At 57.8% G+C, this 14,833-nt stretch carries 13 protein-coding genes; 1 reads left to right on the top strand and 12 read right to left on the bottom strand.

The window, feature by feature from the left end; translation table 11 throughout:
- Window positions 1–10 precede the first annotated feature (10 nt).
- Together CKF42_RS17865 and CKF42_RS17860 are read right to left on the bottom strand one after the other, a co-directional pair.
- Window positions 11–424: a hypothetical protein gene (locus CKF42_RS17865; protein WP_111208826.1), complete on the bottom strand. Its 414-nt coding sequence runs from the start codon at window positions 422–424 to the stop codon at window positions 11–13.
- A 97-nt stretch (window positions 425–521) separates the two neighbouring features.
- Window positions 522–1,004, bottom strand: coding sequence for a type VI secretion system tube protein Hcp (locus tag CKF42_RS17860; protein ID WP_009090751.1), 483 nt, complete (start codon window positions 1,002–1,004; stop codon window positions 522–524).
- 320 nt (window positions 1,005–1,324) lie between these two features.
- On the opposite strand from CKF42_RS17860, the gene CKF42_RS17855 reads away from it, so the two are divergent.
- Window positions 1,325–1,564, top strand: coding sequence for a hypothetical protein (locus CKF42_RS17855; RefSeq protein ID WP_111208825.1), 240 nt, complete (start codon window positions 1,325–1,327; stop codon window positions 1,562–1,564).
- 101 nt (window positions 1,565–1,665) lie between these two features.
- Here the strand turns inward: CKF42_RS17855 and tssC are convergent, their stop codons facing one another.
- From tssC to CKF42_RS17805, 10 genes are all read right to left on the bottom strand, one after another.
- A complete protein-coding gene (gene tssC, locus CKF42_RS17850) occupies window positions 1,666–3,165 on the bottom strand; it encodes a type VI secretion system contractile sheath large subunit (RefSeq protein WP_111208824.1) in 1,500 nt (499 codons plus the stop codon).
- Window positions 3,162–3,695, bottom strand: coding sequence for a type VI secretion system contractile sheath small subunit (gene tssB, locus CKF42_RS17845; RefSeq protein ID WP_009090754.1), 534 nt, complete (start codon window positions 3,693–3,695; stop codon window positions 3,162–3,164). Before tssB ends, tssC begins: the two co-directional genes overlap by 4 nt.
- Window positions 3,696–3,774: 79 nt before the next feature.
- Window positions 3,775–4,797, bottom strand: coding sequence for a type VI secretion system protein TssA (gene tssA / locus CKF42_RS17840; protein WP_009090755.1), 1,023 nt, complete (start codon window positions 4,795–4,797; stop codon window positions 3,775–3,777).
- Window positions 4,798–4,807: 10 nt separating this feature from the next.
- A complete protein-coding gene (gene tagF, locus CKF42_RS17835; RefSeq protein ID WP_009090756.1) occupies window positions 4,808–5,524 on the bottom strand; it encodes a type VI secretion system-associated protein TagF in 717 nt (238 codons plus the stop codon).
- 14 nt (window positions 5,525–5,538) lie between these two features.
- Window positions 5,539–9,168 (bottom strand): type VI secretion system membrane subunit TssM, encoded by a 3,630-nt coding sequence (gene tssM / locus CKF42_RS17830; protein ID WP_111208823.1) that lies wholly within the window; start codon window positions 9,166–9,168, stop codon window positions 5,539–5,541.
- 3 nt (window positions 9,169–9,171) lie between these two features.
- Window positions 9,172–10,410 carry a DotU family type VI secretion system protein gene (locus CKF42_RS17825; protein ID WP_046101641.1) on the bottom strand — a complete coding sequence of 413 codons (1,239 nt, stop codon included), beginning with the start codon at window positions 10,408–10,410 and terminating at the stop codon, window positions 9,172–9,174.
- Between the two features lie 17 nt (window positions 10,411–10,427).
- Window positions 10,428–11,768, bottom strand: coding sequence for a type VI secretion system baseplate subunit TssK (gene tssK, locus CKF42_RS17820; protein ID WP_111208839.1), 1,341 nt, complete (start codon window positions 11,766–11,768; stop codon window positions 10,428–10,430).
- A gap of 5 nt (window positions 11,769–11,773) precedes the next feature.
- Window positions 11,774–12,268, bottom strand: a complete 495-nt coding sequence (gene tssJ, locus CKF42_RS17815; protein ID WP_111208822.1) for a type VI secretion system lipoprotein TssJ — start codon at window positions 12,266–12,268, stop codon at window positions 11,774–11,776.
- A 23-nt stretch (window positions 12,269–12,291) separates the two neighbouring features.
- Window positions 12,292–12,885, bottom strand: coding sequence for an SH3 domain-containing protein (locus tag CKF42_RS17810; RefSeq protein WP_046101640.1), 594 nt, complete (start codon window positions 12,883–12,885; stop codon window positions 12,292–12,294).
- 1,067 nt (window positions 12,886–13,952) lie between these two features.
- On the bottom strand, window positions 13,953–14,833 hold an 881-nt coding region (locus CKF42_RS17805), incomplete at its 5' end, for an aldehyde dehydrogenase family protein (RefSeq protein WP_146239957.1).

The following is a 14,833-nucleotide window of genomic DNA, read 5'->3' as shown; positions in this document are numbered from 1 at the left end:
CCTGCAACATCTAGTTGAGCACATAAATAAATATGGACATAAAGAAAACCCAGGCAAAAGTCATGCAGAACGTAAACTGATAAAGATGAAGCGTCTTCTCCATCCACGCCACATTTTCCTGAGGTTGTTGCTGCACGAAGTCATAGGCTCTGATGCTAACCTTTTCCGTTTGAGAAAAGCGCATCTTGCGCCCTTTTCTGAGATTCATGAAAAAAGCGATTTTCTGATAGTTAGCATAAAAACCTAGGTTATTTGCAAATTTCGTTGTCAGATCTAACTGCAAGCCAGCCTTCTGATAGCAATCAACAAAATTTTGATACGCCACCTGATGAGCTTTAAAATACCAGGCAGCATAAATATGCATAGCAATCACTAACGCAGATAAAAACAAACAGCCATACATGAAAAAATCATACAAACTCATAAAATCTTATCCGTCATTGCAGGTCGATGAGTTTGCCTTCATTAAACGCATGTCAGTTCCTGCTTTTAAAATACGCCCCTGGCAGGGGCGTACCTGATTACGCTTCTTTGTTGCCTTTGATGTCCCAGCCTGCGCTGCTCTCAGCGCCCTTGCCGCCGGAAGCACTCTGCTCCCAGTACTGCTGCTTCACTTTAGAAGCCTGGAAGGAGTAGGTCATGCCCAGCGTATCGCCGTTGTCAGAACCGTTGTAATTAACGGTGGTCACCAGCACATCTTCCAGAGTAATGCGTGCATACTCAACCTGAGTCCCACCCGCTTTACAGATAGAAAGTTCAACTTTAGCGAGATGCTTACCGCTGGCACAGTTCTTCAGCAGTGCCGTGGTCGATTTGTCGATCAGGGCGTTAACGTGCAGGTCGTTAAAGTTAACTTTACCGGCACCGCCGCCGCCGCCAACAGACATGTTGCCTGGCTGAGAGGCACCCCATGAGAAAGAGGTAATATCGGTCCAGCCAGTGTGGTTAGAGTCTTTAGACTCGCCGGTGACACCGTCAACCTTCATAAACATATCAATAGCCATTATCTTTCACTCTTTATTGGTTGAGATTATTGCTTTCAAAAAAGCAAGGATATGGCAAAAAGAAAAGCATGGGGCTGAATAAAACAGTCCATATTTTACCTTTGCCTTGCTTCTGAAATAGCGTCATTAACGCTATTTCAGACTTCTTGCTGCCCGTTTTTTAAATCGGACAAATACTTTTATTTCTCGCTTGTTCATAGCGAAACCTGACATGCGAATTAATCTTCTTCCATTCGCCTGAGATTGCAGCCGGCCATTCTGTAGACAGTAATATCATGCAAAGTTTATAGTAGCGGGCCTGTCAATTGCTCAAAAAAGGAATGAGCGTGAAGAAAATCATCTTACTTTTCCTGGCCATATTAATGTCACTACTTTCACTTTATTCGATCACTAAACTTGTCGGGTCGATATATCTCATTTCTCGCTATGAGCATTTCAATGCCTATTCACTCGGATTGATTGCCGGTAAAGCCGTCTTCATCGCAGTTTGCGTCGCGGTGACTTTTATACTGGTGAAAAGCGTACGCAAACGCACTCAGTCTGAAAAAGACCGCGCATAGCATTGCACACCAGGCTCAGGCAAACATCCGGTTAATAGCCTCATCAGCAGGGAAGCGCGCGATGCAGATTCAGACTCCAGCATCGCGCCCCTTTTCACCCTTTAGGCGTTGTCATTTTTCAGTGACGGCAGCTTAGAAACCAGACGCAGTGACACCGTCAGTCCTTCCAGCTGGTAGTGCGGACGCAGGAAGAACTTCGCGGCGTAGTAGCCTGGATTATCCTCCTGCTCTTCCACATTGACCTCAGCCGCCGCAAGTGGCTTACGTGATTTGGTCTCCTGGGAGGAGTTAGCCGGATCGCCATCGACATAGTTCATCACCCAGTCGTTCAGCCAGCGCTCCATCTCATCGCGCTCGCGGAAGGAGCCGATCTTGTCACGCACGATGCACTTCAGGTAGTGCGCGAAGCGGCAGCAGGCAAACAGGTAAGGCAGGCGCGCCGCCAGACGGGCATTGGCCGTGGCATCCGCATCGTGATACTCCGTCGGCTTCTGCAGTGACTGCGCACCGATAAAGGCGGCAAAATCAGAGTTTTTGCGATGTACCAGCGGCATAAAGCCGTTTTTCGCCAGCTCCGCTTCGCGCCGATCGCTGATGGCGATTTCGGTCGGACACTTCATGTCCACGCCGCCGTCGTCGCTTGGGAAGGTGTGGCACGGCAGGTTTTCAACCGCCCCGCCTGACTCCACGCCGCGAATCGCGGTGCACCAGCCATACTCTTTGAACGAACGGTTGATGTTGGCTGCCATCGCGTAGGCGGCATTGCTCCACGCGTAGTTGCTGTGATCGGAACCGTCGGTCTGCTCTTCAAAATCGAAGCTGTCGACCGGGTTGGTGCGGATGCCGTACGGCAGACGCGACAGGAAGCGCGGCATGACCAGCCCCAGATAACGGGCATCTTCCGATTCACGCAGACTGCGCCAGGCGGCATATTCAGTGTTCTGGAAGATCTTGGAGAGGTCACGCGGATTCGCCAGCTCCTGCCAGGACTCCATCTGCATCACTTCTGGCGCGGTACCGGTAATAAACGGACAGTGCGCTGCCGCCCCGATACGAGCCATCTCACCCAGCAGCTCAACATCCTGCGGACTGTGATCGAAATAGTAGTCACCTACCAGACAGCCAAACGGCTCGCCGCCGAACTGACCATACTCCTGCTCATAAATTTTCTTGAACAGCGGGCTCTGGTCCCAGCCAGCGCCTTTGTAGCGCTTCAGGGAGCGGCCCAGCTCCTGTTTGGAGATGCTCATGAAGCGGATTTTCAGCATCTCGTCGGTTTCGGTGTTATTCACCAGGTAGCTCAGGCCACGCCAGGCACTCTCCAGCGACTGAAATTCCGGATGGTGAATAATCTGGTTTACCTGCTGCGACAGCTTTTCATCGATCTCCGCGATCAGTGACTGGATGGTGCGATAGGCATCGCTGGAGACGGTCACGGTATTTTCCAGGGCCTGCTGCGCCAGGGTTTTTACCGCGCTTTCCACGGCAGCGCGCGCCTGATCGCTTTTTGGCCGGAACTCTTTGTTCAGCAGCGCGCTGAACTCATCCTGACTGAAGCTGGCCGCGCCCTGGGACTGCGGCTGTTGTGAAGTCTGGGTCATGCTTTAGGCTCCTCTGCGTCAGTGGTGTCACCCTGCTTTGGCAGATGGGTCAGGGCCTGTAACAGCGTCGGGTCCTGCAGCACTTTACCAATCAGCTCTTCCGCGCCGTTTTTGCCATCCATGTAGGTCAGCAGGTTGGCCAGCTGGGTACGCGCTTCCAGCAATTTGCTTAGCGGCTCGACGTTGCGGGCCACGGCATCCGGCGAGAAGTCATCCATGCTGTCAAAGGTCAGATCAATATTCAGTTTGCCTTCGCCGTTCAGGGTGTTATCCACCTGGAAAGCGGCGCGCGGCTTCAGGGCTTTCATGCGCTCATCGAAGTTATCGATGTCGATCTCAAGGAATTTACGCTCGTCGATGCCCGGTTGCGGCTCCAGCGGTTTACCGACCAGATCCGCCAGCACGCCCATCACAAACGGCAGCTGAATTTTGCGTTCCGCGCCATAAATTTCCACGTCATATTCAATCTGAACGCGAGGCGCGCGATTGCGGGCAATGAACTTCTGCCCACTGGATTTGCTTGTTGCCATGGTTTTCTCCATTAATGATGCGCGGATAAAGTGTCACAGCAGGCGCGCAGGTCCCGCTGTGTGAGTGCGTTATGTCTGCTTAATCGCGACGGCCGAAAATGGTTTCCAGCTGATGCACCCCATCAGGGGCCAGTTCACGGATGATCTCCAGAAAGTCGCGTTCGATTAAACGCTGAACCCGGTCGATCATCAGTGGTGCCGGATGGCTCGGCTCGTGCTGGGTAAAATAGAGCTTTACCTTTTCCAGCATCAGCTGAGCGTCGGCGCGGGAGCCAATCTGCACACTGCGCCAGTCAGTGGCTGCACGGAGTGCCGCCGGTGCAGGCGCTGCTGCGGTTTCAGCCGGCTGTTCCGTCGCCGCTGCCGTGGGGACCAGGGCGCTGAGATCGGTGGCCTCGCCGCGCTCGGCGATCAGTGCAATCTGCCTGCGCAGCTGCGTCAGTTCCGGCACGGCGGCGTCGCCCAGCCGTTCGGCCACGGTTTCGCAGATGGTCTGCAGCCGCTCATGAATCTGCAGCACCGCCTCAATGCCGGGCTGATCGCCCCGCGCCAGTTCGTCGATCAGACGCGGCAGGCCACCCGGATAGTCAGCCACCTCTGTCTTGCTGCCGTCGCACAGCGCAGCGGCATCGCGCAGCGTGATCCCATCGGAGGGGTAGCGCAGCAGCCAGCTCTGGCGCACCGCGCTGCTCAGGGGCGACTTGTCACCCAGCAGCGCCAGCGCGTTGATGCGGTAGAAAGGATCCTGTTCGCCATACTCTTCCAGCCGCGGCCACAGCGGCTCCCAGTAAAGCAGTAAGGCCTGCTCAATCAGTTTCAGGCCCTGTGCGTAGCCCGGCAGCCCTTTCAGCTCGGTCCAGGCGTGAGTCAGCGCCAGCATCACCCGCAGATCTTTGCTGCGTTCCAGCAGCGCGATCGCCAGTTTCTCCACTTTGTTCCAGTCCGCCGGTTCCGCCGGAATGATCGTGCTGCCGAACTGCTGCTCCGCTTTACCGGCGCTGGCCTGCTCCATCGCCTGAAAATCGGCGTGATACTCCAGGTTATCCCCACCGGGATTGTCGTCGCTGACCGGTGCCAGCAAAGCCTCAATATTGGTCGTCATGCGTGTCGCCTCAGGATTCAAACATCGGGGGATAAAGTCCGTTTCGTCCCGGCTTTGCCCCGCCGGCCGGATCAAACAGCAGGGAAAAAAGCTGGGCGGTGAAGTTACCGCTGTGCACCTGGGTATAAAGCGGAAACCCGTCGCTCTGGTTCGTCCACCAGAAGCTGGTGTAGAACTGCGGATCAAAGTTCTCGCCCGGCAGCGTCCAGTTCAGCGTCGAAGGGGTGTCGCCATGCCCGATCACGTTGAGAATGTCTGACGATTCGTCTGACGCCTGAGGAGGCTGCGGCTGCGGGATACTGAGCAGTGCCTGATCCAGCTGTTCCGGTGAGCCGCCGCCCTGCACCACCCGCAGCAGTGTATTGCCCACCTGCTGATACCACTCACCGGAACGCGCCAGCAGCGCGGGTGACCACTCGGCCGGGGTGAAATGACGCAGCGCACAGAGCGGGTAGTTACGCCCCACACTGTCACGCGCGGCAATCAGGCAGCCCATCTGGATGAGCTGGCTGCCGAGCATCGGGGGAACCACAAAGTTCCATACCGGCGCATTAAGAAACGGCCGTGAAGGCGCGTTATCGCCTTCCTGATTGCTCTGCCAGTGGTGGAGCCCCACCTGAAACCAGCTGGACCACTGGCGATAGAGCACGTCCGGGAAGCGGCGCTTTACAAAGTCACCCGCGCTGGGCAGTTTGCCGTACCAGCAGGGTGCAGCGTATTGAGTCATTGTCGGATCCTGTTTCAGGGGCAGCTAAAGCCGGGAAGCTGGAACGGGTTACGAATGCTGCCAGGGGTAAACGACAGCGTCACCTGATGGCCTTCCACGCTGAACGTTGCTTCGCGGGTCAGTCCGCCAGCCGCGGTCACCCGGGCACGGTCGAAGAAGCGATTGAGCGCCCACGGGCCGCTGGTGACCAGGGTGGACGTGGTGCCGTTGGTCAGACCGAGCTGCATCCGCACCTGGCTGGTGCCGCCGGGACCGGGCCAGCTGACCAGCTGAACCGCCTGCGGGCCGTGGCTGTAACGCAGAATCTGTCCATCCACATCCAGCGTCAGGTTAAGAATATCGTTGTCCATCCTGACGGTGCGCAGCGTCACGCGGAAGCCTGGGGTGGTTGCGCCGTTGGCAAAGAAGGCATCGCGAATCGACTGCGCCTGCTGGAAGGGACGCAGCAGGGCTTCGCCGCCTGGCAGGGTTTTACCGTCAATGCCCGGCGTAAAGCGCCACGCCGCGCGGGTGGTATCCACCTTGCTCGCCAGGTTGTCACGGAAGAAGCTGTCCATCATGCCGCTGCCTGGCGCAAACATCCGGGCCAGGTCGTCGGGCGTTACCTCGCTGCGCGCAGAGCGCACCAGCGGATAGCGACCGGCAATCGCCTGACGGCAGAAGCTGCCGACCTCCATGGTGATGCGTTTGCGGACGTTATCCATGTCGCGACGCTGAGCATCGCTGCTGGCCCCCACGGCCATGCTGGAAACCATGTTCTGCAGCGACCCCGGCAGGCGACCGGCGCTGGCCTGCAGACGGCTGATCGCATCGCTGGCCGGTGGCGGCATCCCGCTGTTGGCGGCATCCTGCACCGCCGTGAGGTAACGATAAAGGTCGTCAATCTGATGCAGGAAATCATCGACTGCCAGCACCTTGCTGCCCTGCTGTAACGGCTGCGCCAGCTCCAGAATCGGCGCAAAGTGCAGCGCCACCGCCTGCTCCGGTGCAGCCTGCGCGGCACCCTGGCCCCGTGCGGCGCTGGCGTCGGGCGAGGTAAACAGCGCTTCCAGCGTGCGGGTGGCGCTGTTATCTGACGGCTGCTGCGGCTGCGCGGTTTTCTCATCAGGCTGTGCCCGGTTCAGCGTCAGCAGTTTACTGAGGTTGATGACCATCTGGCGCAGCGGTGAGTGATTGCCAGAGAGCAGGCGCGCCGTGTTGATGCGCTGTGACAGATCGGCGCTGCTGTTGAGCTGGATATCGCTGAGGAACTGCTCCCACTGGCGGATATAGTCCAGCACATAGAGCTGGCGCACCGCGAGGTCGATCTCCTCGCTTTTCTGCTGCGGCGCGGCCCCATCCAGCACCCAGAGATCGTCCTTATAGAGCGCCTGCGTCACCGGCGCGATCTGCTTATCCACCTGCTGCCAGTAGCCATCCGGCGTGTAGAGCCCCTCTACCCCGTCGTTGACCGACTTGCCGCTTTTGCGTGAAAACACCAGCTCGCTCTGCGGCCCACCCAGCGCCGACAGCGTGACCGGCTGTAGCGTGCCGTTGCGCTGCAGCAGCCGCTTCAGTCGGCCATAGACCCGCTGTGAGAGCGGCATCTGGTTAATCAGCGTCTGTTCGCGCCTGACCAGCGCATCATCCTTCGCGTAAGGCGACGACTGGATCTGCGTCTCCAGCAACTGTTGCAGGTGCCATGCCAGCTGTTTGACCTGCTGCTGGGTGACGTTCTGCGGCAGTTCGCGGGAGAGGTTAAGCATCAGCCACGCCTGCAGGAACTTGCCATCGTAATGCTTTGGCTGGTAAAGCATCTGATACGCCTTCAGCGCCTCATAGCTGTAGTCAGCGTCGCTGCCATTGTCATTGCGCAGCCAGCGGGTGATGTTCTGTGCCACCTGCGGCAACAGCAGCTGCTTCAGCGCTTTGTCGTAGAGCGCCCGGGTTGCATCGCTGACCTCGGTGCCGCGATAGAGCCCCATCCGGCGCGTCAGCGGTGGCGAGTCGAGCGAGAAGTCGGCGCTCTCCGGCAGGTGCAACAGGGTATTAAGATAGGGCACCAGCGCAAACAGATCGCCATTGACCTGCTGCTGTAACCGATCGCCCAGCTGCTCCACCTGCGGCGTTTTGGCAGCCATCTCCTGCAGATAGGCTTTGTTTTTGCTGTAGCTGGTGAGCCACAGCGCGCCAGCCACCAGTAACAGCACCAGCAGGGCCAGATAGCCCGACCACAGACCGGCGCGGTTGCGCAGCTCCCACCAGCGGTTGCTGCCCGCCAGGCCAGACTCCTGGAAAATTACATTTTCCAGCACCCCTTTCAGGAAGAAGCTCTGCCCTTTGTTCTGCGGGATCGGCGCCTCTTTATCGACATGGTCCCAGCTTCCCGACTCACCCGCCTGCTGGTTCGGCAGATTGAGTGCGCGGTTTAGCTCCCCCATCACCCGGTCAAACGGCAGACCTTCCTGGGTGCCGCTGGCAAAATAGATGCCGCGCGGGGCGAACTGGGTTTCAAAATCAGAGCGGGCAAACAGCGTGTCGAGCGCCTCTGCCAGCACCGGACGCAGTGCCGCAAACTCCTGCGGGAACAGATAGCTCTCGGCCCGCGCCTGCGCGTCGCTCTCTGTCAGCAGCCGATCCGCCAGCCCCGCTTCCAGCCGCTGCTGCAGCAGGGAGTACTCCTGCTGAAACTGGTTATTCAGCTCAAAATCGGCGGCGGAGGCCTGCGCCCACGGGAAGGTGAACCCCCACACCTGTTCACGCTGCGCTTTATCCAGCGCGGCAAAGTAGCTGCGGAACCCTTTGAGCAGGTCCGCCTTGGTCACCAGCACATAGACCGGGAAGCGGATGCCGAGACGGTCATGCAGCTCCATCAGGCGCTGACGCAAAGCCAGCGCCTGGTTGCGCAGCGCTTCAGGCGACTGGGTCAGCAGATCGGAGACGCTGAGGGTGACGACCACGCCGTTGATCGGCTGACGTCCGCGATATTTGCGCAGGAGTCCGAGAAAGTGGTGCCATTCGCTGGCGTCGCGCTCCTGCTGACTCTCCTGGGTGCTGTAACGCCCCGCCGTGTCGAGCAGAACAGCTTCATTGGTAAACCACCAGTCGCAGTTGCGTGTGCCGCCAATCCCGCGCAGCGCCGACTTCCCGAACTTATCCGCCAGCGGAAACTGCAGGCCGGAGTTGACCAGCGCGGTGGTTTTACCGGCACCGGGTGCGCCGATAATCATGTACCACGGCAGCTGGTAGAGATACTGGCGGCCAAAGCGCTGCGCCCAGAACGGTGTCCCTTTGCTGCTGTGACGCTGGAAGTGCGCCTTTTTCAGCATCTCTGTGGCTTCTGAGAAGCGCCCTGCCAGCACCTGCTCTTCGCTGGTCAGCCGCTGCCGGTCCGCTTCCGGGGCGTCACTCTTGCCGGTTTCCAGGCTCGACATCAGCTTGCGGTTAAGCCAGAAGTTATAGAACCGCGGGATCGCCTGCCCCAGGCCCCACACCAGATAGAGCAGCGCAATACTGATGATGCGATTCTGCTCCGGCTCAAGCGGACGCGAATCCACGATAGAGAAGACCGGGCCGATGACCCAGATGATAAAAGAGAGCGCGGTGATGCCGACAAAGCCCCACGCCAGGCGGCTGGTCAGTACCGCAAACAGGATATTCAGCATGGATCAGTTCCCTCTCGCCAGGCCGTTAAGTTCGGCATGGGTCGCATCCGGTGCTACCAGCAGCGTGATTTCAACCCGACGGTTACGTGCACGATTTTCTGCGCTGGTGTTTGGCACCAGCGGATTGCTTTCACCGCGCCCTTCCGCTTTCACCCGTGAAGGCTGCGCCAGCTGCTGTTGCAGCAGGCTCTGCACCGACTCGGCACGCGCCAGAGAGAGTTCAAAGTTGGAAGCGAAGCGCGCACTGCGAATCGGCACGTTGTCGCTGTAGCCAATCACCTGAATCTGGCCGCTGACGTTGTTCATGGCGGCGGCGATACGCCGGATGACGTCGGTATAACGTCCACGCACCTCGGTGGCCGCCGATGCAAACAGCCCGTCCCCTTTCAGCGTCACGACGCTGCGGTCCGCCTCGTCGCGCACCGCCACCAGCCCGGCATCAATTTCCGGTTTCAGGAAGGCGCGCAGGTTCAGCGTGGCAGGCGGAGGGGGCGCCGGATTACCGATCTTCACTTCCGGCAGGGCCGTCTGGTAGATACGCGCCAGCACCGGCGAGGTGTAATCGCCCAGACGCCAGTTGAGCACGATATAAAACAGGCAGGCGGCCAGCCCCGCCACGGCCGCACAGGCCCACAGCGGAATCATCGGCCGCCAGAGTTTGCGCAGTACCGGCTGATCGGTCGGGTGCGGTGACAGCGCCGCCGCGTAACTGCCGCGCACGCTTTTAATCATCTGCAGCAGCCGCTGTTTAATGGTCTCCAGCTGCGAGCGCCCGTTGTCCAGCACCCGATAGCGCCCTTCGAATCCCAGCACCAGACAGAAGTAGATCAGTTCCAGCATCAGAATGTGACGACGCGGGTTCTGTGACAGCTTCGCCAGCAGCTGGAAAAACTTTTCGCCGCCCCAGGTTTCGTTGTGAAAGGTGACCAGCAGACCGTTGCTGGTCCAGACGCCGCGACTGCCCCAGGGGGTCAGCGCCGCCGCCTCATCCAGCGCCGTGCAGAGGCAGTAACGCGCGCCGATAATCACTTCATAGCCGAGCCCCGACTGCTGACAGCTCAGTTCAAAGCGCCGGATCTGGTCGATCAGCTGCTGGCGCAGTTGGGCCGGGTCGTCATGGGTGACGGAATGTCGGATCTGGGGAATGGCATTAATCAGGGGATTCGCCGCCGCGACCAGCACATTCTGATGGCTGGCATCCGGCGCAATGTCGCTGTGTGATTTTTCGTGTTCCTGCATCATGCTGCGTGCTCAGTTTATTATTCTGACTGACTGCGGATGGCCCAGAACTCCATGTTCAGGCCCGGAAACTCACCGGCAAGGTGCAGCGCAAAAGCGCCTGAGCGCTCCATCTCTTTCCATAGCTCGCTGTTCTTATCCAGTTCGAAATAGTTGTAACCGGCATGCCACGGGATCTGCGGCGGCGCGCCGGGCATTGCCCTCAGGGCCAGACCCGGCAGCTGCAGCTGCACCAGATCGCGGATTTTGCTGACCGGCGCGACTTTCATCTGCGCCGGGAAGTGAGTCTGCAGGGTGTCGGCGGGGACACTGGCTTTAACCGCCAGCACAAAGCCAAACTCATGCACCATGCTGCTTTCCGGCACGGTCGCGACATTGAGGCCGTGTGAGCGCTGGATCAATGGCAGCTGAATTGCGCTCTCCTCCATCACCTGTGACAGTCCCTGACGCAGCAGCAGTGACAGGCGGCTGAAGCAGCCCTGCAGATCGTCATGATCGTAAAGCGGCAGCCCGTCCGGGGCGCGGGAGGGCGTCCAGGTGCTGAGTTCTGCCGCCAGTTGCACCCAGTGGCTGTAGAGCGTCTCCGGATGAAGCAGCGGCAGATGCTGCAGATGGCTGTGCAGGCCAAGCTGACGATTGAGCAGCGCCAGCAGCATAAAATCGACCATATCGGCGCTGTTGAAGCGGCCTGTGCCGGGCGCCCGCTGGCTCAGCTGCTGGCTGCGTTGCTGGATCAGCCCGTGCAGATCGTTGAACATGTTCTGCAGCGGACGGCTGCTATTGAGGGTCAGCATCGGTGGAATGTAGTCGCTGTCGAGCCGGATATGGTTGTCGCTGCGTTTTTCAATCACCTGCGCCACGCCCATTGCGGTCCACTCAGCGGTCAGGTCCTGCTCCAGCATCAGACGCAGGCGCAGTTTGCCAAACTGCACGGTCGCGCTGCCCACCGCCTGAGCGTTGTCATCTTCCACTTCCGCTTCCCAGGCCAGATAGCGCGCCAGAGAATCCTGAGACTCCTGGAAGGCAACTGCCTCACGTCCGTTGCGGCGGGCCGGTATCGCCAGCACGACCTTGCTGCGGTCAATCGTGGCAGGCAGATCGAGCGGTGCCGGGCCATGCCGGGGCTGACTGAACGCAAAGAAGGTGCCGTCCGGCAGGCAGCCGCTGGCGGCACTCAGAGCCAGTTTGCCCTGACGCATCAGCGCCTCATCAAACTCCAGATCGTAAAAACCCCAGGTGAAGGGGCGCAGGGACTGACCCCATTCACGCAGGGTACTGAGAAGATAATTTTCTGACTGCTGGAAATGGTGAGGACGCAGAAACATCCCCTCGGTCCAGACCACCTTTTCGGCTCTGTTCATAGGCATCACTGTTTTTCCACTCGTAGGCCGTTAACGCCCGCGACGATGCGGGCATTCAGCTCGCCATCGTTACGTTTCCAGAACGCCCAGAATGCGGGGGCATCGCCTTCCGGGACCGGCAGCGACAGCCGCCAGACTTTGCCATCCAGCGCCTGGTATTCCGCCATGATGCCGATGAAGCGCGCCTCGGGCAGACTCCGGATGCGCAGCGTTTTGCTGCGCTGGTCCGGCGTCAGGAAGAACTGTTGCGTATTCAGTTGCGCACTACCCAGCGCGGTCGCCGGCTGGTTTTGCAGGGAGTAGAAATCGGCCGACATGAAATCCGCGTCGGAGGTCAGTAACATGACCCGCACTTTCAGCGGCGCACCGCCGTTGACCTGGTTCTGCGCCTGCACATCCAGGTTGTAGTAGGCCACTGGCGGCGTACTGCTGCTGCAGCCTGCCAGCAGCCAGGCTATCACGCCGATCAGCGCCGCGCGCAGTTGTCGTGTCATCATCATCCTGCCCTCCCTGCTCAGTGCGATTAGTTAATGATCCAGGTTCCGCTGCTGCTGTTCTGGCAGGCAGTGCTGTCACCGTTGACCGCGACGCAGGTCTTCTTCTTGCTGCTGCTGCGTGCACGGCGTTTTGGCTGATCGGCTTTCACGGTCTGATCGTAAAGCTCGCTTTTCACGACGGCGCGGAACGGCACATAGCCTGCCAGCTTAACGGAGGCCTGTGGCGCAGCCGGTGGCGTCGCCTCTTTCGCGCTGGCGGCATCCTTTTCCGGTTCCGCAGCGGCCTGAGCCGGTTCACCCAGCGCCAGCCAGTTGTTCTCTACCTGACCAATGACGGTGTAGCTGTCACCGCTTTTCAGGGTCTCAACCACTTTGCCGCCAAAGCTGGGCTGACTCATTACCGAGGCGGGATAGAGCGCACGGTAAGGCTGATTCACCGGCGTGAACTGGGCTGGCGGTTTAATCGCATAGCGGTGGCTGATCGCCACGCCATCGACTGTGCTGGTCACCAGCGTGTCATCCGTCATTTTTGGGGGCGTTTTACAGCCCGCAAGAGAGAAAACAACCATCAGGCCTAATGCAATGCGGAGCTTCACCATATTTTTCATGTTGTGTTCCATTCGTACCTAGAAGAGTGGCCAGGGGCCGGGTGTCAGTAATGAAAATCGGAGGGTGTTAAATGTCTGGCCGCTGATTAGTACCAGATCAAAAAGCAATCATTAAGCAGATTGCGCTGAATTAGCGTCTGCCCTGCTGAAAAACGATCAACAAAGATTAAGTATGAAAAGCGACTTCGGCAGGCTAAGGCAGAGACGGGAAGAAATTACGCCTGAATGTAAATGATCAAATTGTTGATCTATTTCTTTCCGACAAAATTCCTGAGGCAGGGTAAATCCAGAGATTACTTAAGCCATCCATGACAGAAAAACTTTCGCGCTGACAATTCAGATGTCGCTGAAAGTTTAAGCAGACCGCACCAGCCACCCTTCCCTGACCGCTGTTAGTTGTTCATTTTAAACACTTTATCAATCCATGATCTCTCATAGCTACCGCACGAGTCAGGAAAATCCTGCCCGTGAGCCTGAAACCAAAATCCATTTGTAAATATTAGCTGCAAGTTTACATAAGACTGACGAAAATTCAACGGCACGGTTTTGGTGCAAAAAACATCAGTTTTCATTAACTAATTTTGTTAATACAAATCTGCCTCACTTTTAACCATCTACATAGGAGTAATCTTAACAAGCTGCGTTAATATGAAGTATTTTTACTCAAAAATATGACAGGGCTGAAATCAGCATTAATACCTCTCATGTAATGAGTGGCGCTATTAAGGAAAGATCAGAATGATTCGTGCCCCGGAAGCAGAGAGGCATCGGGCGTCAGTTCGCAAAGGAGAATTCGTATAAATGCCAGTTTATCAATACGTTAATATATTGATGTAGTGCCTGGCTGCAGCCAGGCACCCGGCGTGAGGAGGGGAAAGTAAGCGAAACGTTAAATAAACATGTTAAATTTTTTAACAGACTGATTAATTGTTCTTTACCGGGCCGTCTGATGGTTTCCGAAGGCAAAAATCACCCGGTACATTACATCCTCTAATCGTACAAAAACTACGCCGTAGCGTGGTTCAGCGGTGATAACGGAGAGGAATGAGAGCCGCAGGCAGCGGCTCCCCGCGTCAGGTTCAGAAAAAACCGAGCGGTTCGATACTGTAGCTGACCAGCAGGTTTTTGGTCTGCTGATAGTGATCCAGCATCATTTTGTGGGTCTCACGCCCAATCCCCGATTTCTTATAGCCACCAAAGGCCGCGTGCGCCGGATAGAGGTGATAGCAGTTTGTCCAGACGCGTCCGGCTTTGATTGCCCGGCCGACCCGATAAGCGCGGTTGATATCGCGGGTCCAGACGCCTGCCCCCAGCCCATAGATGGAGTCGTTGGCGATGCGGACGGCTTCGGCTTCATCCTTAAAGGTGGTGATGCCGATAACCGGGCCAAAGATCTCCTCCTGGAATACCCGCATGCTGTTGTTGCCTTTCAGCAGGGTCGGCTGAATGTAGTAGCCACTGTTGAGGGAATCATCCAGTTTCTCGACGCCTCCGCCCACCAGCACCTCCGCGCCCTCCTGCCGGGCCACGTCCAGATAGGAGAGGATTTTATCAAACTGCTGCTGTGACGCCTGGGCACCCACCATCGTCTCTGTATCCAGCGGATCGCCCCGTTTAATAGTTTTCACCCGCTTCATGACGGCCGCCATGAACGGCTCATATATCGACTCCTGCACCAGCGCCCGTGACGGGCAGGTACAGACTTCGCCCTGGTTCAGGAAGCCCAGCACCACGCCTTCGGCTGCTTTCTCAATAAAGCTCTCTTCCGCCTGCATGATATCTTCAAAGAAGATATTGGGTGATTTCCCGCCCAGCTCGACCGTAGAGGGGATCAGGCTCTTCGCCGCCAGCTCCAGAATATGGCCGCCGGTGGCGGTAGAACCGGTAAAGGCAACTTTGGCAATGCCGGCGTGGGACGCCAGCGCCTCACCCGCCTCTTTACCAAACCCGTGCACCACGT

The organism is Pantoea sp. ARC270 (assembly GCF_003236725.1).
Lineage (GTDB): Bacteria > Pseudomonadota > Gammaproteobacteria > Enterobacterales > Enterobacteriaceae > Pantoea > Pantoea anthophila.
This window is presented reverse-complemented; position numbering and strand designations above follow the sequence as displayed.

Excerpts from the sequence above, each read along its gene's own strand:
- CKF42_RS17825 (WP_046101641.1), bottom strand. The coding sequence starts at position 10,410 with ATGATGCAGGAACACGAAAAATCACACAGCGACATTGCGCCGGATGCC.
- tssC (WP_111208824.1), bottom strand. The coding sequence starts at position 3,165 with ATGACCCAGACTTCACAACAGCCGCAGTCCCAGGGCGCGGCCAGCTTC.
- CKF42_RS17865 (WP_111208826.1), bottom strand. The coding sequence starts at position 424 with ATGAGTTTGTATGATTTTTTCATGTATGGCTGTTTGTTTTTATCTGCG.
- CKF42_RS17810 (WP_046101640.1), bottom strand. The coding sequence starts at position 12,885 with ATGGAACACAACATGAAAAATATGGTGAAGCTCCGCATTGCATTAGGC.
- tagF (WP_009090756.1), bottom strand. The coding sequence starts at position 5,524 with ATGACTCAATACGCTGCACCCTGCTGGTACGGCAAACTGCCCAGCGCG.
- tssB (WP_009090754.1), bottom strand. The coding sequence starts at position 3,695 with ATGGCAACAAGCAAATCCAGTGGGCAGAAGTTCATTGCCCGCAATCGC.
- tssK (WP_111208839.1), bottom strand. The coding sequence starts at position 11,768 with ATGAACAGAGCCGAAAAGGTGGTCTGGACCGAGGGGATGTTTCTGCGT.
- CKF42_RS17855 (WP_111208825.1), top strand. The coding sequence starts at position 1,325 with ATGAGCGTGAAGAAAATCATCTTACTTTTCCTGGCCATATTAATGTCA.
- tssM (WP_111208823.1), bottom strand. The coding sequence starts at position 9,168 with ATGCTGAATATCCTGTTTGCGGTACTGACCAGCCGCCTGGCGTGGGGC.
- CKF42_RS17860 (WP_009090751.1), bottom strand. The coding sequence starts at position 1,004 with ATGGCTATTGATATGTTTATGAAGGTTGACGGTGTCACCGGCGAGTCT.
- tssA (WP_009090755.1), bottom strand. The coding sequence starts at position 4,797 with ATGACGACCAATATTGAGGCTTTGCTGGCACCGGTCAGCGACGACAAT.
- tssJ (WP_111208822.1), bottom strand. The coding sequence starts at position 12,268 with ATGATGATGACACGACAACTGCGCGCGGCGCTGATCGGCGTGATAGCC.